The organism is Mesorhizobium sp. M2E.F.Ca.ET.209.01.1.1, assembly GCF_004010375.2.
Taxonomy (GTDB): Bacteria; Pseudomonadota; Alphaproteobacteria; order Rhizobiales; family Rhizobiaceae; genus Mesorhizobium.
Window position 1 is genome coordinate 15301 of sequence record NZ_SADP02000022.1, and the last position, 21070, is coordinate 36370.

At 63.8% G+C, this 21070-nt stretch carries 21 protein-coding genes and 1 pseudogene; 6 read left to right on the plus strand and 16 right to left on the minus strand.

What is annotated here, in order from left to right; all coding sequences use genetic code 11:
- Nucleotides 1-16: 16 nt before the first annotated feature.
- A complete protein-coding gene (locus EN852_RS28860; RefSeq protein WP_127878904.1) occupies nt 17-610 on the plus strand; it encodes a BA14K family protein in 594 nt (197 codons plus the stop codon).
- Between the two features lie 171 nt (nt 611-781).
- Nucleotides 782-1066, plus strand: coding sequence for a PilZ domain-containing protein (locus EN852_RS28865; RefSeq protein ID WP_095815564.1), 285 nt, complete (start codon nt 782-784; stop codon nt 1064-1066).
- A gap of 18 nt (nt 1067-1084) precedes the next feature.
- Here the strand turns inward: EN852_RS28865 and EN852_RS28870 are convergent, their stop codons facing one another.
- The 4 genes from EN852_RS28870 to EN852_RS28885 all read right to left on the minus strand — a co-directional run bounded on the left by EN852_RS28870 (nt 1085) and on the right by EN852_RS28885 (nt 3874).
- Nucleotides 1085-1357, minus strand: coding sequence for a hypothetical protein (locus EN852_RS28870; RefSeq protein WP_127878902.1), 273 nt, complete (start codon nt 1355-1357; stop codon nt 1085-1087).
- A gap of 235 nt (nt 1358-1592) precedes the next feature.
- Nucleotides 1593-2612, minus strand: coding sequence for a ketol-acid reductoisomerase (gene ilvC / locus EN852_RS28875; RefSeq protein WP_042644009.1), 1020 nt, complete (start codon nt 2610-2612; stop codon nt 1593-1595).
- 34 nt (nt 2613-2646) lie between these two features.
- Entirely contained in the window at nt 2647-3291 is a 645-nt protein-coding gene (locus tag EN852_RS28880) for a TetR/AcrR family transcriptional regulator (protein WP_127863313.1), read from the minus strand.
- Between the two features lie 127 nt (nt 3292-3418).
- Nucleotides 3419-3874: a MarR family winged helix-turn-helix transcriptional regulator gene (locus tag EN852_RS28885; protein WP_127878900.1), complete on the minus strand. Its 456-nt coding sequence runs from the start codon at nt 3872-3874 to the stop codon at nt 3419-3421.
- Nucleotides 3875-3970: 96 nt separating this feature from the next.
- Between EN852_RS28885 and EN852_RS28890 the strand changes: the two genes are divergently transcribed.
- Nucleotides 3971-4276 carry a Rieske (2Fe-2S) protein gene (locus tag EN852_RS28890; protein ID WP_127878898.1) on the plus strand — a complete coding sequence of 102 codons (306 nt, stop codon included), beginning with the start codon at nt 3971-3973 and terminating at the stop codon, nt 4274-4276.
- Nucleotide 4277: 1 nt separating this feature from the next.
- A complete protein-coding gene (locus EN852_RS28895) occupies nt 4278-4997 on the plus strand; it encodes a glutathione S-transferase family protein (protein WP_189546250.1) in 720 nt (239 codons plus the stop codon).
- On the opposite strand, the gene EN852_RS28900 is transcribed toward EN852_RS28895, so the two are convergent.
- The gene (locus tag EN852_RS28900; protein ID WP_127878894.1) at nt 4951-6180 is read right to left on the minus strand and encodes an NAD(P)/FAD-dependent oxidoreductase; all 1230 of its coding nucleotides are present in this window, start codon (nt 6178-6180) and stop codon (nt 4951-4953) included. The two genes, EN852_RS28895 and EN852_RS28900, sit on opposite strands and share 47 nt — an antisense overlap.
- A 73-nt stretch (nt 6181-6253) precedes the next feature.
- On the minus strand, nt 6254-6664 hold the full coding sequence (locus EN852_RS28905; RefSeq protein ID WP_127876796.1) for a helix-turn-helix domain-containing protein: 411 nt from the start codon (nt 6662-6664) through the stop codon (nt 6254-6256).
- Between the two features lie 269 nt (nt 6665-6933).
- On the opposite strand from EN852_RS28905, the gene EN852_RS28910 reads away from it, so the two are divergent.
- Entirely contained in the window at nt 6934-7827 is an 894-nt protein-coding gene (locus tag EN852_RS28910; RefSeq protein ID WP_127878892.1) for an SDR family oxidoreductase, read from the plus strand.
- 36 nt (nt 7828-7863) lie between these two features.
- Here the strand turns inward: EN852_RS28910 and EN852_RS28915 are convergent, their stop codons facing one another.
- The 4 genes and pseudogenes from EN852_RS28915 to EN852_RS28930 form a co-directional block, all read right to left on the minus strand.
- The gene (locus EN852_RS28915; RefSeq protein WP_246694442.1) at nt 7864-8067 is read right to left on the minus strand and encodes a hypothetical protein; all 204 of its coding nucleotides are present in this window, start codon (nt 8065-8067) and stop codon (nt 7864-7866) included.
- A 68-nt stretch (nt 8068-8135) separates the two neighbouring features.
- A complete protein-coding gene (locus tag EN852_RS28920) occupies nt 8136-10055 on the minus strand; it encodes a potassium transporter Kup (RefSeq protein ID WP_127878890.1) in 1920 nt (639 codons plus the stop codon).
- Between the two features lie 149 nt (nt 10056-10204).
- A pseudogene (locus EN852_RS28925) lies at nt 10205-12117 on the minus strand (potassium transporter Kup).
- 86 nt (nt 12118-12203) lie between these two features.
- Nucleotides 12204-12944, minus strand: coding sequence for a pyridoxine 5'-phosphate synthase (locus EN852_RS28930; RefSeq protein WP_127878888.1), 741 nt, complete (start codon nt 12942-12944; stop codon nt 12204-12206).
- Nucleotides 12945-13053: 109 nt separating this feature from the next.
- Here EN852_RS28930 and EN852_RS28935 point away from each other — a divergent pair, with 109 nt between their 5' ends.
- Nucleotides 13054-13449: an STAS/SEC14 domain-containing protein gene (locus EN852_RS28935; RefSeq protein WP_127863302.1), complete on the plus strand. Its 396-nt coding sequence runs from the start codon at nt 13054-13056 to the stop codon at nt 13447-13449.
- A gap of 12 nt (nt 13450-13461) precedes the next feature.
- On the opposite strand, the gene EN852_RS28940 is transcribed toward EN852_RS28935, so the two are convergent.
- The 6 genes from EN852_RS28940 to EN852_RS28965 form a co-directional block, all read right to left on the minus strand.
- Complete coding sequence (locus EN852_RS28940; protein ID WP_127878886.1) at nt 13462-14589, minus strand: ATP-dependent RecD-like DNA helicase; 1128 nt, start codon at nt 14587-14589, stop codon at nt 13462-13464.
- Nucleotides 14590-14723: 134 nt separating this feature from the next.
- Nucleotides 14724-15074 (minus strand): nitrile hydratase accessory protein, encoded by a 351-nt coding sequence (locus tag EN852_RS28945; protein WP_127878884.1) that lies wholly within the window; start codon nt 15072-15074, stop codon nt 14724-14726.
- Nucleotides 15061-15720, minus strand: a complete 660-nt coding sequence (nthB, locus tag EN852_RS28950) for a nitrile hydratase subunit beta (protein WP_127878882.1) — start codon at nt 15718-15720, stop codon at nt 15061-15063. Before nthB ends, EN852_RS28945 begins: the two co-directional genes overlap by 14 nt.
- Entirely contained in the window at nt 15717-16334 is a 618-nt protein-coding gene (gene nthA / locus EN852_RS28955) for a nitrile hydratase subunit alpha (RefSeq protein WP_127878880.1), read from the minus strand. Before nthA ends, nthB begins: the two co-directional genes overlap by 4 nt.
- Before the next feature lie 145 nt (nt 16335-16479).
- Nucleotides 16480-19629, minus strand: a complete 3150-nt coding sequence (locus EN852_RS28960) for an efflux RND transporter permease subunit (RefSeq protein WP_127878878.1) — start codon at nt 19627-19629, stop codon at nt 16480-16482.
- Nucleotides 19626-20912, minus strand: a complete 1287-nt coding sequence (locus EN852_RS28965; RefSeq protein WP_127863296.1) for an efflux RND transporter periplasmic adaptor subunit — start codon at nt 20910-20912, stop codon at nt 19626-19628. Before EN852_RS28965 ends, EN852_RS28960 begins: the two co-directional genes overlap by 4 nt.
- Between the last annotated feature and the right edge of the window lie 158 nt (nt 20913-21070).

Consider the following 21070-nt stretch of genomic DNA (forward strand, 5'->3'; position numbering starts at 1 on the left):
CTCCTTGGAGAGTGAAATGAAAACGCTGTTTTCTTCCCTAAGATCCGGGTTCCTGGCCCTGGGTCTGGCCGCCGGCGTTACAACGCCGTCGGTCGCAGGCCCGATCCTGCAACCCGATCTCTCGGTCGCCACCAGCGCGGTGGCACCCACGATCGTCCCCGTCCGCGACAGTTGGGCTGGCGGCAACAACTACTCGCCGCAGATGTATGACTGGCGCTGGCGGCGCGGCGGCGACTTCAGGTGGCGCGGCGATAGGTGGCGCGGCGATCGGCACTTCTCCCGCAACTGGGACGGCGGCAATTGGAATGGCGATGGCGACTGGCGCTGGCGGCACCACCATCATCGCCACTTCCGGGACAGCGACGCGGCGCTGCTTGGGTTGGGTCTCGGCCTGGGCCTGGGCAGCTTGGCCTACAACAATTACTACGATCCCTACTACTACGACCCCTACCCGCGTTACGTTCAGCCGCGGCGCATCTACCGGACCGAGCGGCTTTCCAGGGCCCATGTCCAATGGTGCTACGACCGCTACCGGTCCTATCGGGCCTGGGACAACACGTTCCAGCCCAACTACGGCCCGCGCCGGCAGTGCATTTCGCCCTATATCTGAGCGGCCTGCTGGCACAGAAACGGCGCCCTTCGCGGGCGCCGTTTTATTTTGGCGCAACCTGTGGTCGACGCCGGCCGACATAACCCTAAATTCATCGGCGGCGGCTATTCATCCTTGCGGATGTCCCCCAGTATAACGATTCGCGCGAACGAGGCGCGAGACGTGCTCGCCATGGCCGAAAACGAACACAGAAACCAACACAGGCAACGCGTGCTGAAGGGCGCGGCGATCCTGACCGGCATCAACAATTCCGAAGTGAGATGCACGGTGCGCAACATGCATTCGAACGGCGCGGAGCTGAAAGTGCCGATCGATTCGCGCGTGCCGGACGAATTCCTGCTCTATGTGCCGGTCGACGGCATCGGCTACAGGGCCGTGGTGCGCTGGCGCCGCGAGGACCGCATCGGCGTCGAGTTCACCGGCACCGAGCCTAAGCCACACTGGCACTACGGCTGAAGGGCTGATCGCGCCTTCTCAGGCAACGAATTGAACGCCGACCAGCCTCGCCGAGCGCCAGCGCACAAGCGCGGCACGCGCAGCGCCATTGACCACCAGCTCGAAGCACTGCGGCACGCCGGTCGCATCGCCGAAGCTCAGTTGCGCGCCGTGTTCGGACTCGTTGCGCACCGATCCTTCCACTGCTCCGAAGCCGCCGTTGAACCGCAAGGTTGCGCCCCTGAGCACACGCCTGCGCCGCTCCATCCGGCGTTCGCCGGCAAATGCGGAGCCATTGTCCGTCGTTTCCATCACCAGTCTCCCACCACGTTCTGGGCGATGCGAAGCGAATCGTGTGCCAGCGTAGTCGTACCGGAATGAAACAGCCTGACGAAAAAAGCCGGCGGATCACTCCACCGGCTTCTCCAAGCGGTATCGAATTTCGAACTGGTTATTCGCCTTGTCGACCAGCTTGTTCTTGGCGATCACCCCGCGCGACCGCAGGGCGAAGCCCGAGGACGCGCAAAGCAAAGAAACGTGGATCGCCTTAGTTCTTGGCCTTGTCGACCAGCTTGTTCTTGGCGATCCACGGCATCATGGCCCGCAGCTTCGCACCCACCTCTTCGATCTGGTGGCTGTCATTGTTGCGGCGGATGCCCTTGAAGCGCGCCAGGCCGGCCCGATACTCCTGCATCCACTCCGAGGTGAACTTGCCGGTCTGGATGTCCTTCAGCACGCGCTTCATCTCGGCCTTGGTGTCGGCGGTGATGATGCGCGGACCCGAAACATATTCGCCCCATTCGGCGGTGTTCGAGATCGAGTAGTTCATGTTGGCGATGCCGCCCTCATAGATCAGGTCGACGATCAGCTTCACCTCGTGCAGACACTCGAAATAGGCCATTTCCGGCGCGTAGCCGGCTTCCACCAGCGTCTCGAAGCCGGCACGGATCAGCTCGACCAGACCGCCGCACAGCACCACCTGCTCGCCGAACAGGTCGGTCTCGCATTCCTCGCGGAAATTGGTCTCGATGATGCCGGAGCGGCCGCCGCCGACGCCGCAGGCATAGGAGAGCGCCAGATCAAGTGCGTTGCCCGAAGCGTCCTGGTTGACGGCGACGAGGCACGGCACGCCGCCGCCCTTCTGGTATTCGCCGCGCACCGTATGGCCCGGGCCCTTCGGCGCGATCATGACGACGTCGACCGAAGCCTTCGGCTCGATCAGGCCGAAATGCACGTTGAGGCCGTGCGCGAAGGCGATCGCGGCGCCGTCGCGGATGTTCGGGGCGATCTCGTTCTTGTAGATGTCGGCCTGCAATTCGTCGGGCGTCGCCATCATCATCAGGTCGGCCCATTTGGCGGCGTCCGCCACGCTCATCACCTTGAGGCCGTCGGCCTCGACCTTCTTGGCGGTGGCGGAACCGGCTTTCAGGCCGATGGCGATCTCCTTGACGCCGGAATCCTTGAGGTTGAGCGCATGCGCCCGGCCCTGGCTACCATAGCCGATGATGGCGACCTTCTTGCCCTTGATGAGATTGAGATCGGCGTCACGATCGTAATAGACACGCATTTTGGTCTTCCTTCCCGTTTGAAGATCATAGGCCTTAGGGCCGGTTTGTTGCTCCGAAAAGAGCGAGAAACTGCTGCGTCGCGCGGCGGGCATCGCCGCCGATCGTCGCCTCAGTCAATTCCACCCGGTCGCCGAGCAGCAGACGGATCTGCACGTCGCGGCCGACCAGGCCGAAAAAGGTCCGGAACGCCGTCTCGGCGTCTTCGAAATCGAGCAGCCCGGCTTGGCGCCCTGCTTCAAGCACCGGCTTCAGCCGCCTAGCGAGCGCGAAGCGGCCATTCTGCAGCACGACCGCGCCGAGGTCATCCTTACCGGAACCGGCGTGACCGACTGCCACACGATTCAATGCAATTGAAGTGTCGCTGGAGATAACCTTCAACCAGTCTGAAGCGAAGCGTTCCAGGCTTGCGGTGAGCGAAACAAGGTCCAGCCTGTCGCGATCGACCGCCGCGACACGCACCTTCGAGGCCTGCCACTGCACCGTCGCTGTCAGCAGCCCGTCACGGTCGCCGAACCATTTGTAGAGCGTTTCCTTGGAACAGCTGGCCCGCCGCGCCACCGCGGTCATGGTCAGGTTGTCGCCCTCTTCCACTAGCAGGCGGAGTGCCGCGTCCAGAACGGCCTGCTGGCGCTCCGTCAGCGTTTCGCTTCTATCAATGTCGGCGCCTGCCTGCAGCACGGTCTTTCCCGTTCTTCCGGTCGCTCAGATGCGTACCGTACGTTACGGTTCGGCTTATTGCGCATTCCGGTTTCCGATGCAAGGGCTGCCGCGAAAAATGACCGGCGGAATTGCGAAGGCTCGCCAGTTAATCGCTGGTCGGCGGGTCGCGCAGCCGTCCGAGCAGGCTGGCCAATGTCTTCAGGTCCTGGGCTGAAAGCCTGTCGCCCATTCGGTCGGCAATGCAAGCGCCATAGACCGCCCAGATGCGGCGGCGCATCTCCCGGCCGCTTGCCGTGATGCGAACGGTCTGCCCGCGGCCATCGTCGGAGACGGGCAGCTTTTCGACCAGGCCATCCGCCTCCAGCCGGGCCAGCAGCCGTGAGACGCCGTACTGCGCCAACAGCACACGATCGATCAGCTCGAACGGCCTGAGCCCGCCCTCGCCCGCTTCGGCCAGTTCATGCAGCACGTCATACCAGGCGAGCGGCGGCAGGCCGTTTGCCTTCAGCGCATCCTCGGTCCTTTCGACCAGTTGGCGCGAGACGCGCACGAGGCGCGCCCAGGCTGCAATGGCCTCTGGCGACGGCGATTTCTTCGTCATCGGCGCAGCCTAACGGATAGATGCAATTGCATCAAGCTTGACGATCGATGCAATTGCATCCATATAGATGCAATTGCATCGATAGGGAGTTCTCCGATGAAACATGAAATCTGCAAGATCGCCGATATCCCCCAGACCGGCAGCCTGATCGCGCCCTTCTTCGGCCGCGAGGTCCATGTCTGGCGCAGCGGCGAGCGCATCCGTGCGGCGGCCAATGTCTGCCTGCATTTTGGCGGACCGCTGGACTGCAAGGACGGCACGCTCGTCTGCCAATGGCACGGCGCGAAATTCGACATGGATAACGGCGAGCGTCTCGAAGGACCGGCGCCGAAGGGCTCGCGCCTGATGTTCCTGTCGACCCGCGTCGAGGATGGCGCGCTCAATTATGTCTGGGGGGAATGAGATGACCGCAAGACTGACCCTCGTCAGCCATCATTTGTGCCCCTATGTCCAGCGCGCCGCGATTGCGCTTGCCGAAAAAGGCGTGGCGTTCGAGCGGGTCAACGTCGACCTTGCCGACAAGCCGGACTGGTTCAGAGCCATCTCGCCGCTCGGCAAGGTGCCTCTGCTCCGCGTCCGGCACGGCCACTCGGAGGAGGTGATTTTCGAATCCGCCGTCATCCTCGAATTCCTCGAGGAGACCGAAGCCAATCCCTTGCACCCTGCCGATCCGCTGCCGCGAGCCAGGCATCGCGCCTGGATCGAATTCGGCTCGGCTATCCTCAATGCCATAGGCCGCTTCTATTCCGCCGCCGACGAAGCCGCTTTCCTCCATGAAAGCAGAGGTTTGTCCGAGATGTTCGCGCGCGTGGAAGCGGAACTTGCCGCCAGGCAAAATGGCCCGTGGTTCGCCGGCGGGCGCTTCTTGCTGGTCGACGCCGTCTACGGGCCGATCTTCCGCTATTTCGACACGTTTGACCGCATCGGCGATTTCGGCATTTTCGACGGCAAGCCGCTCGTCCGCGCCTGGCGCCAGGCGTTGAGCAAGCGGCAATCGATCGCGGAGGCGGTCGGCGCGGACTATCCGCAACGGCTGCTTGCCTTCCTGCGGGCAAAAAGATCTTATCTGTCGGAGGTCATCCGGCTTCAGGCCATTGCAACTCCGCAAGCCCGATCCGCCTGAACGGGTCGATCACGGTTCCGGCGACCATGGCCGCAAGGAATTGCGGCCCCGGCGGAATTCTGGCCAGCGCGGCCACCATGCGGTCGCGGACAAAGGGCAAGGTCGCTGAGTCCGACTGGTAGAACGGCGTCAGCGACGACGACAGCGCCTGGAAGACCCGCACATGCCAGCGGCGTGCGCGCGCGTAAATTTCCAGCGCTTTGTCGACGCTGTTCGCTTTTGCCAGTGCATGGCTGAGTGCCGCAGCGTCGAGCAGCGCCATGTTCGCGCCCTGCCCGAGCTGCGGACTGGTCGAGTGCGCGGCGTCGCCTATGACGGCAACCCGCCGGCCGGCGGGCAGCGTCATCGTGTGGTGCCCGTAACGGGCGAGCGAGAGCTGCTCGAAACTGTCGATCTGGCCGGTGAAAGCCTCGCACTCCGGCCACACCGAAACCACTCTCGCCTTCCAGGCTTCGAGCCCCTCGGCCTTGATCCGTTCGGCAGCGGCCGGCTTGAGGCTCCAGAAGAAGGCGGCCATGTCTTGCGCACCAGGCTGCGGCCGGCCGATTGGCAGCACGCCGACCATGATGCTTGCCTTGTCGTAGCGCTGCAGCAGGGCGCTCCGGTCGAAGCCGTCACGCCAGGCCAGCGACGCCCAGAATGCCCCATAGGCGAGCGGCCGCGGCATGGCGGCATCGCCGAGATAGTGCCGCAGTTTCGAGCGCGCGCCGCTGGCGTCGACGATCAGGTCGAATGGCCCAAGCCGCTTGCCATTGCCGCAGACCAGCGTCGCGCGCTCGGCCGCCTCCGGCGTCTCGACCTCGACACTGGTCTCGATGGCGATCGCTTCGCGCAAGGCGGCCCGGTAAAGCACGCCGAACAGCGCCGCGCGGTGGACCGCGAGGCCGAAGCGGCCGCCGCGCCGCGCATCATAGCGGACATCGAGCACCGTGCGTCCGGTCTGGGCATCGGTGCCGTGCAGCCGCTCGATGCGGCTGCCAAGCGGAAGAATCTCGTCGAGCAGGCCAAGGTCGGCGAGCACGGTCAGCCCGGTCGGCTGCAGGATCAGGCCGGAGCCGACCGGCTTCGGCTCGTCGAAGCGCTCGAAGATGGTGACCTTGTGCCCCGCCCGCTTGAGATAGAGCGCCGCGGCCAATCCGGCCGGCCCGGCGCCGGCAATCGCGATGTCGTAGGATCTGCTCATTGCCCGCCCAAGCCAAGCCGGCCGGACAATCTGCCAACGCAGCAGTCAAATCAAGCTGGCGCTTTGACGCCCGTCAGGCTTGAGCCGCGTCGAAAGCGGCACGCGCCTCGCGCACGGCGTCATGATTGAGCTCGGCCCATTGGACCAGCATCTGCAAGGGCGCAAACATCGAGCGCCCGAGATCGGTCAGGCTGTATTCCACACTCGGCGGCTTGGTCGGGAACACCTCGCGATGCACATAGCCGTCGCGCTGCAGGTCGTAGAGCGTCTGTGTCAGCATGCGCTGCGAGATGTCCGGGACCAGCCGGCGCAACTCGCCGAAGCGGTAGGGCTTCTCGGCCAATGCCATGACCAGCAGCGAGCTCCATTTGCCGCTGATGCCCTGGATGACGTCGCGGACCGGACAGTCGGCGAAATTGCCGCCGTTGGTCATCGCCTTATAGACCTCGAGCTTGGCTTTCAGATTGAAGATCTTGCTGTCCATCGCGACATCCGCTGATCGAAACTGAAGCATGTCTCCCGAAAGTGGAAACCGGTTTCGGGAGACATGCGTGAAATCAAAACCCTAAAGCGCATGGAGCGAATCTGAACGATCGCGACGCGCCTTAGGCCGGCCGGGGTGGTTCCCTGGCTGTGCCTACCTCCCGGAAAACTGCCTTCTTTACGGCTTGAGGTCAATTCCTATTTTAGTGCTGGTCTCTTTTTGAGACTACCACTTGATCCGCCTCCGACACAATTTTCAGGGACCCTCCCATGACCGAAACCCTCCTCGTCACCGGCGCTTCCGGCCAGCTTGGCCGCGCCGTCATCAATCACTTGCTGGACACGCAAAAGGTGGCGCCGGCGAGCATCATCGCCGCCACCCGCAACCCCGAGAACCTTGCCGACCTTGCAGCGCGCGGCATTGCCGTCAGGGCCGCCGACTTCAATGACAGCCTCTCGCTGGAGAAGGCGTTCGCAGGCGCCGACCGGGTGCTGATCATCTCGACCAGTGACCTCGACCTCAAGACAGGCCGGCGTTTGAAACAGCACGAGACAGCAGTTGCTGCGGCCAAGGCAGTGGGCGTTTCGCATCTGCTTTACACCTCGATGCCCAATCCCGAACCCGGCTCGCCCGTGCTCTTTGCCGGCGATCACTACGGCACCGAGCAGGCGATCAAGGCGAGTGGCATCCCCTACACCATCTTCCGCAACGGCTGGTATCAGGAGAACCTGTTCATGTCGCTGCCGCACGCCATTTCGTCGGGCAAGTGGTACACGTCGGCTGCCGACGGGCGCGTCGCCCACGGCGCGCGCGACGATATGGCGGCCGCTATCGCCGCCGGCCTCGCGTCCGGCTCCAAGGAAAGCCACATCTACACGCTGACTGGCCCGCAGGCCTACACCACGAAAGAGATCGCGGCACTGGTAAGCGAGGTCACCGGCAAGCCGCTGGAGGTCATCCAACTGCCGGATGAGGCGCTGACCGAAGGCGTCAAGGCGGCAGGCCTTCCCGAGGATTTCGCCCGCATCATCGTCTCTTTCGATGTGAACACCCGCGCCGGTCGCATAGGCGAGGTGACCGATGCCGTCGAAAAACTCTCGGGCCGCAAGCCGCGCACGCTGAAGCAGTTCCTCGAAGCGAACAAGACGGCCCTGCTCGGTTGAAAACTGGCGCGTCTGAGAGGGCCTCTCAGGCGCGCTTCACTTCGACTTCTTGAGCAATCCAAGCCGGATGAGGCTCTCGGCGGTCGCGACAAGCGCCTCTTCCCGCGATCGCGGCGTCCAGCCGAGCAGCCGCATGGCCTTGGCGCCCGTCGCGTTCCTCGGCTTGCCCAGTTCCGTCACGATCTGCGCCGCCTGCCCGCCGAACAGCCCGTCGAACCGGACCAGCCAATCCGGCAGCACTCTGGTCGTGATACGTGATGCTGCCCGCCTCGATTCGACTCTTGCTCCAGCCTGTGGGGCGCAGTCTGTCAGATCGCGACCTGCGTGCCAATCTCCACCACGCGTCCGGTCGGGATCTGGAAATACTCCGTCGCATCCGCGGCGGTCTTGGCCAGGCCGATAAACAGCCGGTCCTGCCAGATCGGCATGCCGGAATTGGGTGAAGCCTTCAGCGAGCGTCGCGACAGGAAGAACGACGTTGTCATGATGTCGAATTTCCAGCCCTGCTTGCGGCAGATGGCCAGCGCGCGCGGAATGTTGGGTTGCTCCATATAGCCGAAGGTCAGCGTCACGCGCATGAACAGGTCGTTGACCGTCTCCATCTTCACGCGCTCGCTGTCCGGCACCACCGGCTGCGGCGCCGTCACCACCGAGAGGATGACGTTTTTCTCGTGCAGCACCTTGTAGTGCTTGAGGCTGTGCATCAGCGCCGTCGGCGCGCTCAGCGGATCGCTGGTCAGGAACACTGCCGTGCCTGAGACGAGCTGCGGCTTCTTCTTCAGGAGGTTCGCCGCCAGGAAATCGAGCGGAATCTCGTTGCGGCGCGTCTTGTCGAACAGGTAGCGGCTGCCGCGCACCCAGGTCCACATGCCGAGGATGATGGCGAAGGCGACCGCGAGCGACGCCCAGCCACCCTCGAACACCTTGACGATGTTGGAAGCGAAGAAGCCTATGTCGATCAGCGCGAAAACCACCGTCAGAGCGACAGCCGGCCAGATGTTCCATTTCCAGATTCGCGTCATGACGATGAACAGCAACGTCGTCGTCACCAGCATGTTGCCGGTGACCGAGATGCCGTAAGCCGAGGCTAGCTTGCTGGATTCACCGAAACCGACCACCAGCAGCATCACCACCAGCGCGATCAGCATATTGACGCGGGGCATGTAGACCTGGCCGGACTGCTTTTCGGACGTATGGAGGATCTCGAGGCGCGGCAGCATGTTGAGCTGCACAGCCTGCCGGGTCAGCGAATAGGCGCCGGAGATAACCGCCTGGCTGGCGATGACCGTCGCCGCCGCCGCCAGCACTACCATCGGGATCAGCGCCCAGCCTTCGTTCATCTCGAAAAACGGGTGGCCGACCGTGCCGCCCTTGGCGAGCACATAGGCGCCCTGCCCGGCATAGTTCAAAAGCAGGCACGGGAACACGATGGCAAGCCAGGCCAGGACGATCGGTTTGCGGCCGAAATGGCCGAGGTCGGCGTAGAGCGCTTCGGCGCCGGTCACGGCCAGGAAGACCGCGCCGATGGTGACAAAAGACACGTCCGGCGAATTGATCAGGAAGGCGACGATGTAATGCGGGCTTATGGCCCACAAGATTTCCGGATCGTCGATGATGTGATTGAGGCCGGACAGGCCGATGGCGAGAAACCACACTGCTGTCACCGGGCCGAACACCAGGCCCACGCCGCCGGTGCCGAAGCGTTGCACCGCAAACAGCATCGCAAGGATCAAGAGCGTCAGCGGCACGACATAAGGCTGGAAGGCAGGCGTGACGACATTCATGCCCTCGACCGCCGACAGCACCGAGATGGCGGGCGTGATGACCGCGTCGCCGAAGAACAGGGAGGCGCCAACGATGCCGATGCCAAGCACGATCGCCGAACGCGCCGGAAAAGTGCCGCGCGCCAGCGCCATCAAGGACAGCACACCGCCCTCGCCGCGGTTGTCGGCGCGCAGCACAAACATGATGTACTTTACGGTGACCGTTATGGTCAGCGACCAGATGATCAGCGACAGCACGCCCAGAATGTCGGCTCGATTGGCGACGTCGCCGCCCGAGGAAGCATGCAGCGCCTCGCGGAAGGCGTAGATCGGGCTGGTGCCGATATCGCCATAGACGACGCCGAGCGCACCCAGCATCAGCACCTTGGTGCTGTGCTGCTCGATTTCAGCGTGGCTCGATTGGTCGGCGGGTTCTGCGTCTGCACCACCATTGGCGAGGGCCATGGACGACACTCCGATAAAACGCGCGGTGCTCTACGCTTGCTGCAGTGCAATATCAAGTGCCCTTGCGTGAGGGCTCCCATGCAGCCCGTGCACGGGTTTCGGCATACGAAACGGCCGGACCTCTTCATCCGGTAGAAGATCCGGTTTCGTCAGATCGCAACCTGCGTGCCGATCTCCACCACGCGTCCGGTCGGATCTGGAAGTACTCCGTGGCATCCGCAGCCGAGCGCGCCAGGCTGATGAACAGCCGGTCCTGCCAGACCGGCATGCCGGAATTGGGTGAAGCCTTCAGCGAGCGCCGCGACAGGAAGAAAGACGTCGTCATGATGTCGAACTTCCAGCCCTGCTTGCGGCAGATGGCCAGCGCGCGCGGAATGTTGGGCTGCTCCATATAGCCGAAGGTCAGCGTCACCCGCATGAAAAGCTCGTTGACCGTCTCCAGCTTGACGCGCTCGCTGTCGGGCACCACCGGCTGCGGCGCCGTCACCACCGACAGGATCACGTTCTTCTCATGCAGCACCTTGTAGTGCTTCAGGCTGTGCATCAGCGCCGTCGGCGCGCTCAGCGGATCGCTGGTCAGGAACACTGCGGTGCCCGACACCAGCTGCGGCTTCTTCTTCAGGAGGTTCGCCGCCAGGAAATCGAGCGGGATCTCGTTGCGGCGGGTCTTGTCGAACAGATAGCGGGTGCCGCGGATCCAGGTCCACATGACCAATCCCATGATCGAGGCGACCGTGATCGAGACCCAGCCGCCCTCGACGACCTTGACGACATTGGCCGAGAAGAAGCCGAGATCGATGACGCCGAAGAGCACCACCAGGGCCAGCGCGGTCGCAACCTGCCATTTCCACAGCCAGCGCATGACGACGAACAGAAGCACCGTCGTCATCAGCATCTCGCCGGTGACCGAAATGCCGTAGGCGGAGGCAAGCGCGCTCGAGCTGCCAAAGCCGACGACCAGGAGCATCACGCCGAGTGCCACCAGCAGGTTGACCCGCGGCATATAGATCTGGCCGCTCTGCATCTCGGATGTGTGCTGCACTTCGATGCGCGGCAGAAGGTTGAGCTGCACCGCCTGCCTGGTCAGCGAGAAGGCGCCGGAAATGACCGCCTGGCTGGCGATGACGGTGGCTGCCGTTGCCAGGCCAACCATCGGCATCAGCGCCCATTCGGGCAGCATCTGGAAGAACGGGTTGGTCGGCTTGCCGCCGTGCGAGAGCACGAAGGCGCCTTGGCCGAAATAGTTCAGCAGCAGGCAAGGAAACACAATCGCGAACCAGGCCATCACGATCGGCTTGCGGCCGAAATGGCCGAGGTCGACATAGAGCGCCTCGGCGCCCGTGACCGCCAGGAATACGGCGCCGACGGTGACGAAGGCGCCTGTCGGCGTGGTGGCGAGATAGTAGATCGCGTAATACGGATTGATCGCCAGAAAGACGGATGGATCGTCGACGATGTGGTAGACGCCGGCTGCGCCGATCGCCACGAACCATGTCGCCGTCACCGGCCCGAACACCGCCGCCACCTTGCCGGTGCCGAAGCGCTGCACGGCGAATAGCACCGCCAAGATGATCAGAGTGATCGGCACCACGAAGGCATCGAGCGCCGGCGTGACGACCTCCAGGCCTTCGACCGCCGACAGCACCGATATCGCCGGGGTGATGATTGAATCGCCGAAGAACAGCGCGGCGCCGCAAAGGCCAATCACCAGGATGAGCTTGGAACCCGGCGGGTAGGCGCTGCGCGCCAGCGCCATCAGCGACAGCGTGCCGCCCTCGCCCTTGTTGTCGGCCCTGAGCACGAAGGCGACATATTTGATCGTGACGATGATCGTTAGCGCCCAGACGATCAGCGACAGCACGCCGAGCACGTCATTGCGGGCAACCGAGCTCGAAGACGCGTGCAGCGCTTCGCGAAAGGCATAGATCGGGCTCGTGCCGATATCGCCATAGACGACGCCCAGCGCCCCAAGCATGAGCACCTTGGTGCTGTGCTGCCGCTCGTTTTCGGCATGGCCCGCACGTTCGAGGGATTCCGTTTCGCCGACGTTGGCTAGCACCATGAACCCCATATCACCGGATTCGCTACGTTCCGAGGCCGCCGCGACGCGCGGGATGCACCGGAATTGCCGAAACTACGCAAGGCGCCCTACCATCCGCAGGCCTTCAAGAACCGCCCGACCGTACCAGCCATGCCATACTCCAGCGCATCCGCTGTCAACCCATGTCCGATCGATACTTCGGCCAATGCCGGAATGCGTTTGGCCAATGGCGGCAGGTTCTCTACGGTCAGATCGTGGCCGGCATTGACGCCGAGCCCGGCCTTGAATGCGGCGTCGGCGGTTTTTCCCAGCCTTTCCAACTCTTTCGCCGCCTTTTCGGAATCGGAATGGAAACCTCCATACGGCCCGGTATAGAGCTCGATGCGGTCGGCGCCGGTATCGCGTGCCGCATTCACACCCACAGGGTCCGCATCGGAAAACAGCGACACCCTGAATCCGCCCCTCTTCAAACGCTTGACGATCGGAGTGAGGAACGCCGCCTGGGCGACGAAGTTCCAGCCATGGTCCGAGGTCGCTTGCGCAGGGTCGTCCGGCACCAGCGTCACCTGTTCGGGCTGGTTCTTCTCGACAAGGGCCAGGAAATCCTCGGTCGGATAGCCCTCGATGTTGAACTCCGCGCAGGGAAACTCATCGTCGATCAGCGCCCTGATCTCCGGCAGGTCGGAATGCCTTGTGTGCCGCTCGTCGGGCCTCGGATGCACCGTCAGCCCGTGCGCGCCGGCGGCAAGGGCGATGCGGCCAAGTCCGGTGACGCTCGGCCACGGCAGGTCGCGGCGGTTGCGCAGCATGGCGACGGCGTTGAGATTGACCGAGAGCTTGGCGGGCATGAGCTGGGGTCCAGTGGGTCGGCGGGCATCTATACCGCCTTTGGTGGGAACAGATAGGGGGTTTCGCGTGTTCCAGGGGATAGTTGGAGGCTAAGATGAGGATTTGCCAGTGAATTTCCTGGAAGCCGTGCCGGCGATCCGCCGCATCGAGACGAACCGCGACGCGCTTTTCGCCATCGATGTCGTCGGCGATGTCTCGCCGGCCGATGCGGAAAACCTGTTCGGCCTGCTCGAGGCCGCCTATGCGCTGCATCCGAGGATCGACGTGCTGGTGCGGCTGACGGACGCGGAAAGCGTCGACTGGGCCAATATTTCGCCCGACACGCTCAAGCAAGGCGTGGCCGACGCCATGGAGCATGTCGTGCGCTGCGCCGTCATCGGCGGAGCGAGTTGGGCCTCCCTCGTCGCCGGCGTCTTTCCGAAAACGCTGCCTTTCGAAGTCAGACGCTTCGATGTCGACGATGAGGAAGCCGCCTGGCAGTGGCTTGGCGCAAGGCCGACCTGATGGCCAAAAACGTCAGCGAACGATGGTCAACCGCTCGGCGGCACGGGTGATTGCCGTATAGAGCCAGCGCTGCCTTGTTTCCTTGAAGGCCCAGCTTTCGTCGAACAGCACAACGTCGTTCCACTGCGAGCCCTGCGCCTTGTGCACCGTCAGGGCATAGCCATAGTCGAAATCGTCGAAGCGCTTCTTCTGCTGCCAGGGGATCTCGGCATCCGGATCCTCGAACGCCGCCTTGAGCAGCTTGATCTTGGCGACGCCGCGGTCGGGATCGTCCTCTTCCGGCGAGACGAGAAGATTGATGCCGGGCTTTACCGTCTCGCGCGACGAGGTCATCACCTTCCACAGCGAGCCGTTGAGCAGCCCCTTGGCCGGATCGTTGCGCAGGCAGACCAGCTTGTCGCCGGCTTGCGGAAAGTCGGCATTGAACCCTTTCAGCTCGCGCAGCCTTTGATTGTAGCGCCGGCGCGTGCGGTTGGTGCCGACCAGCACCTGGTCGGCCTTGAGCACAAGTTCCTGGTTGACTGCTTCCCTACCGATCACCTGTGCCGTGCCATAATCGCCATGCATGAACTCCCGGCCCTCGCGCACGTCGAGCGCCAGCCGGATGATCGGGTTGTCGCGCGCCTGGCGGTGGATTTCCGTGAGCAACACATCGGGCTCGTGCTCGGTAAAGAAGCCGCCGCCCGAGATCGGCGGCAGCTGCGCCGGATCGCCAAGCACCAGGATCGGCGTGCCGAAACTCTGGAGGTCGCGGCCGAGCTGCTCGTCGACCATCGAGCATTCGTCGATGACGACGAGCTTGGCGCGCGAAATCGGGCTTTGCCGGTTGAGTGAAAAGGTCGGCGACATCGAGGTCTTCCCCGTCACCTCGTCCGCGACCGATTCCTCGCCCTTGGGCCTATAGATCAGCGAATGGATGGTGCGGGCGTTGGTCGCTCCCTTCGAGCGCAGTACCTGCGCGGCCTTGCCGGTGAAGGCGGCGAACTGCACCTGGCCGTCGACATGCTCGGCGAAATAGCGCGCCAGCGTCGTCTTGCCGGTGCCGGCATAGCCGAACAGCCGAAAGACCTGCGGCCGGCCCTCTTTGAGCCAGCGCCCGACCGCTTTCAAAGCCTCGTCCTGTTGGGGAGAAAATTCCATCAGTGCGACAGACCGGATTCGCAAGCGAAAGACAAGATTGGCCGCCATACCGACCGTTGTCGGCAGCAATAGCCAGCGCATCCGACAACTCAGGCTACCAGCCGCAAACAAGAACGTAAAGAGAACAAAATGATCTATCGCGTTGCGCGCGGATCGTTCTCCAGCAGAATCGGTTTGCCGTGCGGCGTGGCGTGCGCGGCGCGTTCCCAGGCGGCGGCGAGCGCATCGACATCATTCTTGCCGGCGACGCCCTTGGCCGCCAGCAGCTTCTCCAGCGCCGCCAGCCAATGCTCGTAATAGTCGTGCCCGTCACTCGCCGCGCCCGGCTGCTTCACCTCGGCGGACAGGGCCTCCGCCCATTCGCTCCAGGAAAACAGGCCCTTGTCGTGCAGCGCAACGGTCAGGGCGAAGGCTTCGGCCTGCCAGGGCTCGGCGAAGACGGGCTCGTCGAATCCTGCCGGCAAGGCGCCCTCATGCCGGCTCAAGATAGCTCTCCCAGGCATCGATCGAGACGCTGAGCGTCGGGTCGGCGCCCTCGCCCCAGATTTCGGCCCCGTCGAACACCACGGTATAGACCCATTGCGGGTTCTCGCCCTTGCCATGCGCATTGCTGTCCGGAAAGACGAAGCCGCCGCGAACGGCCTCGATCCTCCCGTTCCTGCCGCGCGCGTAGCGCGGCAGGCGCGTATGGCCGGTCGGGTTGAAATTCTTCGTCCGCACCCGGTCGCCCGCTTGGAACCGAGCCGGCGTGGCGACCGGCCGGTCGCACGGCCCGCCCTTGGCGAGCACGGCCGGCACATCAGCAGCCTTCAGCACTCTCTTCGGCGTCGCGGCCGCATCGACTGCCTTGCCGGCGGCAAGGTCGCGCTCGGTGACGAAGCCATGGCGCTTCAGCAGCGTTTCCAGCGCCTTGATCCAGATCTGGTAGTAGCTCGACGAATAGTAGTCGGCGGGATGCAGCGATTCCCGCGCATGTCGGCTTTCGTCGATGTTCCAGGCGCCCATGGAGCCTGCGGTGAGCGTCACGCCCAGCGCCCGCCTCTCCCATGCGGCGTGGAAATAGGGCTCGTCCTTCTCGGGCGCGACCGGCCCGAAGCCCATCTGCCCGCCGAGATCCTGTGGTCCGTTCATGCCGGCTCTCCATCCGGCTCTCTGGCCAGCGCCGTACCGATCATCGCGTCGCGGCTGACCAGCTCGGCGAGCTGTTCCTCGCTCCAGCCCTCGGTGCCTTTCGGCCGCATCGGCACCACGAGATAGCGAAGCTCGGCGGTGGAATCCCAAACGCGGATCTTCTTATCCTTAGGCAGCCTCAGCCCGAATTCTTCCAGCACGCCGCGCGGATCGATCACCGCCCGCGAGCGGTAAGGCGGCGCCTTGTACCAGACCGGCGGCAGGCCAAGCACCGACCACGGATAGCAGGAGCAGAGCGTGCAGACGACGAGGTTGTGCGTCTCCTCGGTGTTGAACACGGCCTGCATGTGCTCGCCCTGGCGGCCAGTATAGGAGAGCGACTCGATCGCGGCGGTTGCGTCGCGCTTCAGACATTCGGCATAGGCCGGATCGTTCCAGGCCTTCGCCACCACCCGCGCGCCGTTGCGCGGACCGATCTTCGTCTCGTATGTATCGACGATGACGTCGATGGCCGCGGGATCGATCAGGCCCTTTTGGGTCAGGATGGTCTCCAGCGCGCGCACGCGCGCCGCGAACGGATCGAGCTCGTTGTCGTGGTCATGATCGTGGGTCATGCCCCGAGACTAGGATCGGCTGCCGTTGGCCGCAAGCGCGACGCCTTGGGCCAGTGGAACTGGAGCGAAGCTGAGCTTCGCTCCAGGTTTGTTTTCTGAGGCATGATCTTGTCCGAAAAGTCTGCAACTTTTCGGGATCGTGCCCCTACTCGGCCGCCACCTTCTTCGGCTCTGCCTCGCCGTCGAACAGCGAGCCCTGCTCGCCGCCTTCCACCACATGCAGCGCCGGCTGGCTCTTCTTCGACGAGAGGCTGAGCAGCCAGCCAGAGAAATTCTCGAAATAGACGTAGATCACCGGCGTGACGAACAGCGTCAGCGCCTGCGAGGCAAGCAGGCCGCCGACCACGGCAACGCCGAGTGGCTGGCGCAATTCGGCGCTGGCGCCGGTGCCGAGCGCGATCGGGAATGTTCCCATCAGCGCGGCCAGCGTCGTCATCATGATCGGCCGGAAACGCATCAGGCAGGCCTTGTGGATGGACTCCTTCGCCGACATGCCTTGTCGCCTGAGCTCCAGCGCGACGTCGACCATCATGATGCCGTTCTTCTTGACGATGCCGATCAGCATCAGGATGCCGATCACCGCGATCACCGAAAGATCCATGCCGGCAAAACGCAGCGCCACCACCGCGCCAAGCACCGCCGACGGCAGGCCGGTGAGGATGGTAAGCGGATGGATGAAGCTCTCATAGAGCATGCCGAGCACGATATAGATCGTCAGGATGGCGCCGCCGATCAGCAGGCCCTGGTTGGCCAGCGAATCCTGGAAGGTCTTGGCGGTACCGGCAAAGCTCGTCGAGATCGCTGTCGGCATCCCGATCTGTTCCTTGAGGTGGTCGATGCGGGTCACCGTATCGCCGAGCGACACGCCCTGCGGCAGGTTGTAGGAGATCGTCACCGCCGGCAGCTGCCCAAGCTGATTGACCGTCAGGGCGCCGGCCGTGCGGTCTACACGGGCGAAGGCGCCAAGCGGCACCAGACTGCCGCTCGCCGTCCTTACCTGGATGGCCAGCATATGTTCGGGCGACCACTCGATCTTGGGATCGAGCTCGGTGATGACTTGATAGCTGTCGGCCGAACCGAAGATCGTCGAGACCTGGTCGGTGCCGAAGCCTCCATAGAGGGCCGAACGCAGCGTGCTGGTGTCGATGCCGAGTTGGGCTGCCTTGTCGCGGTCGACCACCAGCGACGCCTGCAGGGCATTATTCTGCAGATCGCTGGTGACGTCGGTGAAGTTTGTATGGTCCGCCGCCATCGCGTCGTTCAGCTTCTGCGCCCAGATATCCGTCTGGGCGGTATCGAGCCCCTGGACCACGAGCTGATAGGCGCTGGCCGACGACCGCGAGCCCAGCCTGAGGTTCTGCACCGGCTGCATATAGGTCTCGATGCCCGCCACGCCGGCGAGCTGGCGCCTGAGATCCGCAAGCACCTTCTCGATGTTGGGACGCTGGTCCTTGCCCTTGAGCTGGACGAAGAGCTGCCCCTGGTTGAGCGCGTTGTTGCCGCTGCCCGCCGACCACGCCACATGGTCGACATAGGGCGACTTCGAGAACACACTGGCCACTTGACCCTGCAGCTTCGCCATGGCGTCGAACGAGATGTCCTGGCGCGCGATCGTCGTCACCGAGATCTGGCCGATATCCTCCTGCGGGAAGAAGCCCTTCGGCGAGACCTGGATCACCCACACCGACGCCGCGGCCGTGGTAATGAAGACCAGGAAGATCAGGAAGGTGTGGCGCAGGCAGAAGCTCAAGAGCCAGTCATAGGCGCGAGTGACGATGTCATGCCTGCCGGCGCCATGCGCCTCGCGATCGGCCTTCGTCACCGACAACAGCCGCGAGCAAAGCATCGGCGTCAGCGTCAGCGAGACGAACATCGAAGCCAGGATGGCGACGGTCACCACGACGGCGAATTCGTTAAAGATGCGGCCGATGACGCCGCCCATCAAAAGCACGGGGATGAACACCGCCACCAGCGAGATCGAGATCGAGATGATGGTGAAGCCGATCTCGCGCGCGCCCTTCAGCGAAGCGTCGAAGGCCGACAGGCCGTCCTCTTCCATGTGGCGGAAGATGTTTTCCAGCATGACGATGGCGTCGTCGACGACGAGGCCGACGGCCAAAGTCAGGCCCATCAGCGAGATGTTGTCGATGGAGAAGCCGAACAGGAACATGGCGCCGAGGGTGGCGATCAGCGAGATCGGCACGGCCACGGCCGGAATGATCGTCGCCGTCACCCTGCGCAGAAACACGAAGATCACCATCACGACGAGCGCGATGGTCAGGAGCAGCGTGAACTGAACGTCGTCGACCGCCTGACGGATCGAGGTCGAGCGGTCGTTGAGCAGCTTGATCTGGGCGGCGGCAGGCATCTGGTCCTGGAAGGACGGCAGCATCGCCTTGACCTTGTCGACGACGTCGACCGTGTTGGCGTCGGGCTGGCGCTGCACCGCCATGATGATCGCGCGCGTGCCGTCGTACCAGCTTGCCGTCGTGGTGGTCTGCACGGAATCGACGACGCGCGTCACCTCGCCCAGCCGCACCGGGTGGCCGTTCTTGGTGGCGATGATGAGGTTGGAGAAACCGGCGGCGTCGGTAAGCTGCGTGTTGGCGGTGATCGTCAGCTGCTGCTTGTTGTTCTGCAGCACGCCGAGCGGGGTGTTGCTGTTGGCTGAGGCGACGGCCGCCTGCAGTTGGTCGATGGAGATGCCGCGCGCGGCAAGCGCTGTCGGATCGATCTGGATGCGCACCGCGTATTTCTGCTGGCCGAAGATCGAGACCTGCGCCACGCCGTCTATGGTCGACAGCGAGGGCGAGATGACGTTCTCGGCGAAGGCGTCGAGATCGGTCAGCGGAACCGTGTCGCTGACCAGCGACATCAGAAGGATCGGCGCGTCGGCCGGATTGACCTTGCGATAGCTTGGCGGCGAGGTCATTTCCGGCGGCAGCGATTTTTGCGTGCGCGCGATCGCCGCCTGCACGTCGGCGGCCGCCGCGTCGATATCGCGGTTCAGCACGAACTGGATGGCGATCGAGGTCTGGCCGAGCGAATTGGTGGTCGAGATCGAATCGATGCCGGCGATCGTCGCAAATTGCTTGATCAGCGGCGTCGCCACCGATGTCGCCATCGTCTCCGGCGAAGCGCCGGGCAGGCTGGCCGAAACATTGACCACCGGAAATTCGGCGCTGGGCAGCGCCGCCACCGGCAGGAACTTGTAGGCAAAAATACCGCCCAGGATGAGGGCGAACGACATCAGAAGGGTGGCGACGGGCCTGCGAATGCAGAATTCGGAGATCATTGGCTCGCCCCGCCGGCCTTGTCTGCCTCCGCGACCTTGGGCGATGCCTGGTCACCGGATCCGGCAGCCTTGCCTTCATGCACCGCCGCGCCGTTCTTCAACCGTGTCTGGCCTTCGACGACGACCTTCTCGCCGCTCTTGAGACCATCGCTGATGGCGCTGTTTTGCCCCTCCGTCAGCGCCACCTGCACCGGACGCATCTCCACGGTGTTGTCCGGCTTGACGACATAGACGAAGGGACCCTTCTGGCTGGGCTGCACCGCGACCGTCGGAACCGAGGTCATGTGCGGCATCGTGCCGGCCTCGAGCACCACATTCACATATTGCCCCGGCCACAGCGAAAGATCCGGGTTCGGTATGCTGGCCCGCGTGGCGATGGTGCCGGAAGCGGTATCGACGCTGGAATCGACGAAGTCGAGCGTGCCCTTGCCGATCGGCGTGGGGTCGCCGTCCTTGGTCAGCGTCACGTCGCCTTGCTGCGGATCGGCGAGCGCCTTGTGCAGCAGGGCAAGGTTGCTTTCCGGCAGCGTGAAATTCACCTGCAGCGGGTCCATCTGCGTGATGGTGACCAGCGGGGTCGAGCTGCCGGAGTTGCCATTGCTGGTGGTGACGAGATCGCCGACCGAGACGTTGACGGCGCCCAGCCTGCCTGAGATCGGCGCCGAGATGGTAGCGTAGCTCAATTGCACGGTATCGGCGTCGATGGTGGCCTTGTCGGCATCGATGGTCGCGGCGGCGGCTTTCTGTGCCGCCAGCGCCTGATCGTAGGTCTGCTGGGTGCCGGCCTGCTTGGCGACAAGGTCCTTGGCGCGCTGCAGATCGGCCTGGGCGCTGACCAGCATCGCCTGGTCTTTGGTGAGCTGCGCCTGATCCTTGGCGAGCTGCGCCTTCAGCGCGCGATCATCGAGCGAAATGAGCAGATCGCCGGCCTTGACCATCTGCCCGTCCTTCACCGCGATCGACACGATCTGGCTGGAAACCCGGGCATTGATGTTGACCACCTCCGGGGACGAGACGAAGCCGATGGCATAGCGGCGTATCGGAAAGTCGGCGGTTGTCACGGTGGCGGAGACGATCGAGGCCGAACGCGGCCCGCCGCCTTTCGCATTGTCCGGGGCGCTCGCCGTCTTGTCACCGCTCGCCGTCTTGTCAGTGGCGGCCGCGCCGGCCTGCTTGCCCGAAATCAGCTGCTGGACCTTGGTCAACGTCGTGGGCGAATAGTAGAGCCCGGCGCCTGCCAGGCAGGCGACCGCCACAACTGCAAAGGCGATTTTTCCGCGCATCGACAAACAAGCCCTCTACCCGACACGCCGATCCCGGTGGTCTATCCTAGCTCGATCCACGGTCTTTCGCCGCGAATTTCGCCGAATAGATAGGACACGGCTTTGGCGGAAAAGGGCCAAAACGCGGTATTACGATAATTTAATGTGCACTGCACAAT

Bases quoted from the DNA above. Each gene is read 5' to 3' on its own strand.
- EN852_RS28860 (WP_127878904.1), top strand. From the start codon at position 17: ATGAAAACGCTGTTTTCTTCCCTAAGATCCGGGTTCCTGGCCCTGGGT.
- EN852_RS28865 (WP_095815564.1), top strand. From the start codon at position 782: ATGGCCGAAAACGAACACAGAAACCAACACAGGCAACGCGTGCTGAAG.
- EN852_RS28870 (WP_127878902.1), bottom strand. From the start codon at position 1,357: ATGGAAACGACGGACAATGGCTCCGCATTTGCCGGCGAACGCCGGATG.
- ilvC (WP_042644009.1), bottom strand. From the start codon at position 2,612: ATGCGTGTCTATTACGATCGTGACGCCGATCTCAATCTCATCAAGGGC.
- EN852_RS28885 (WP_127878900.1), bottom strand. From the start codon at position 3,874: ATGACGAAGAAATCGCCGTCGCCAGAGGCCATTGCAGCCTGGGCGCGC.
- EN852_RS28890 (WP_127878898.1), top strand. From the start codon at position 3,971: ATGAAACATGAAATCTGCAAGATCGCCGATATCCCCCAGACCGGCAGC.
- EN852_RS28895 (WP_189546250.1), top strand. From the start codon at position 4,278: ATGACCGCAAGACTGACCCTCGTCAGCCATCATTTGTGCCCCTATGTC.
- EN852_RS28900 (WP_127878894.1), bottom strand. From the start codon at position 6,180: ATGAGCAGATCCTACGACATCGCGATTGCCGGCGCCGGGCCGGCCGGA.
- EN852_RS28905 (WP_127876796.1), bottom strand. From the start codon at position 6,664: ATGGACAGCAAGATCTTCAATCTGAAAGCCAAGCTCGAGGTCTATAAG.
- EN852_RS28910 (WP_127878892.1), top strand. From the start codon at position 6,934: ATGACCGAAACCCTCCTCGTCACCGGCGCTTCCGGCCAGCTTGGCCGC.
- EN852_RS28920 (WP_127878890.1), bottom strand. From the start codon at position 10,055: ATGGCCCTCGCCAATGGTGGTGCAGACGCAGAACCCGCCGACCAATCG.
- EN852_RS28930 (WP_127878888.1), bottom strand. From the start codon at position 12,944: ATGCCCGCCAAGCTCTCGGTCAATCTCAACGCCGTCGCCATGCTGCGC.
- EN852_RS28940 (WP_127878886.1), bottom strand. From the start codon at position 14,589: ATGGAATTTTCTCCCCAACAGGACGAGGCTTTGAAAGCGGTCGGGCGC.
- nthB (WP_127878882.1), bottom strand. From the start codon at position 15,720: ATGAACGGACCACAGGATCTCGGCGGGCAGATGGGCTTCGGGCCGGTC.
- nthA (WP_127878880.1), bottom strand. From the start codon at position 16,334: ATGACCCACGATCATGACCACGACAACGAGCTCGATCCGTTCGCGGCG.
- EN852_RS28960 (WP_127878878.1), bottom strand. From the start codon at position 19,629: ATGATCTCCGAATTCTGCATTCGCAGGCCCGTCGCCACCCTTCTGATG.
- EN852_RS28965 (WP_127863296.1), bottom strand. From the start codon at position 20,912: ATGCGCGGAAAAATCGCCTTTGCAGTTGTGGCGGTCGCCTGCCTGGCA.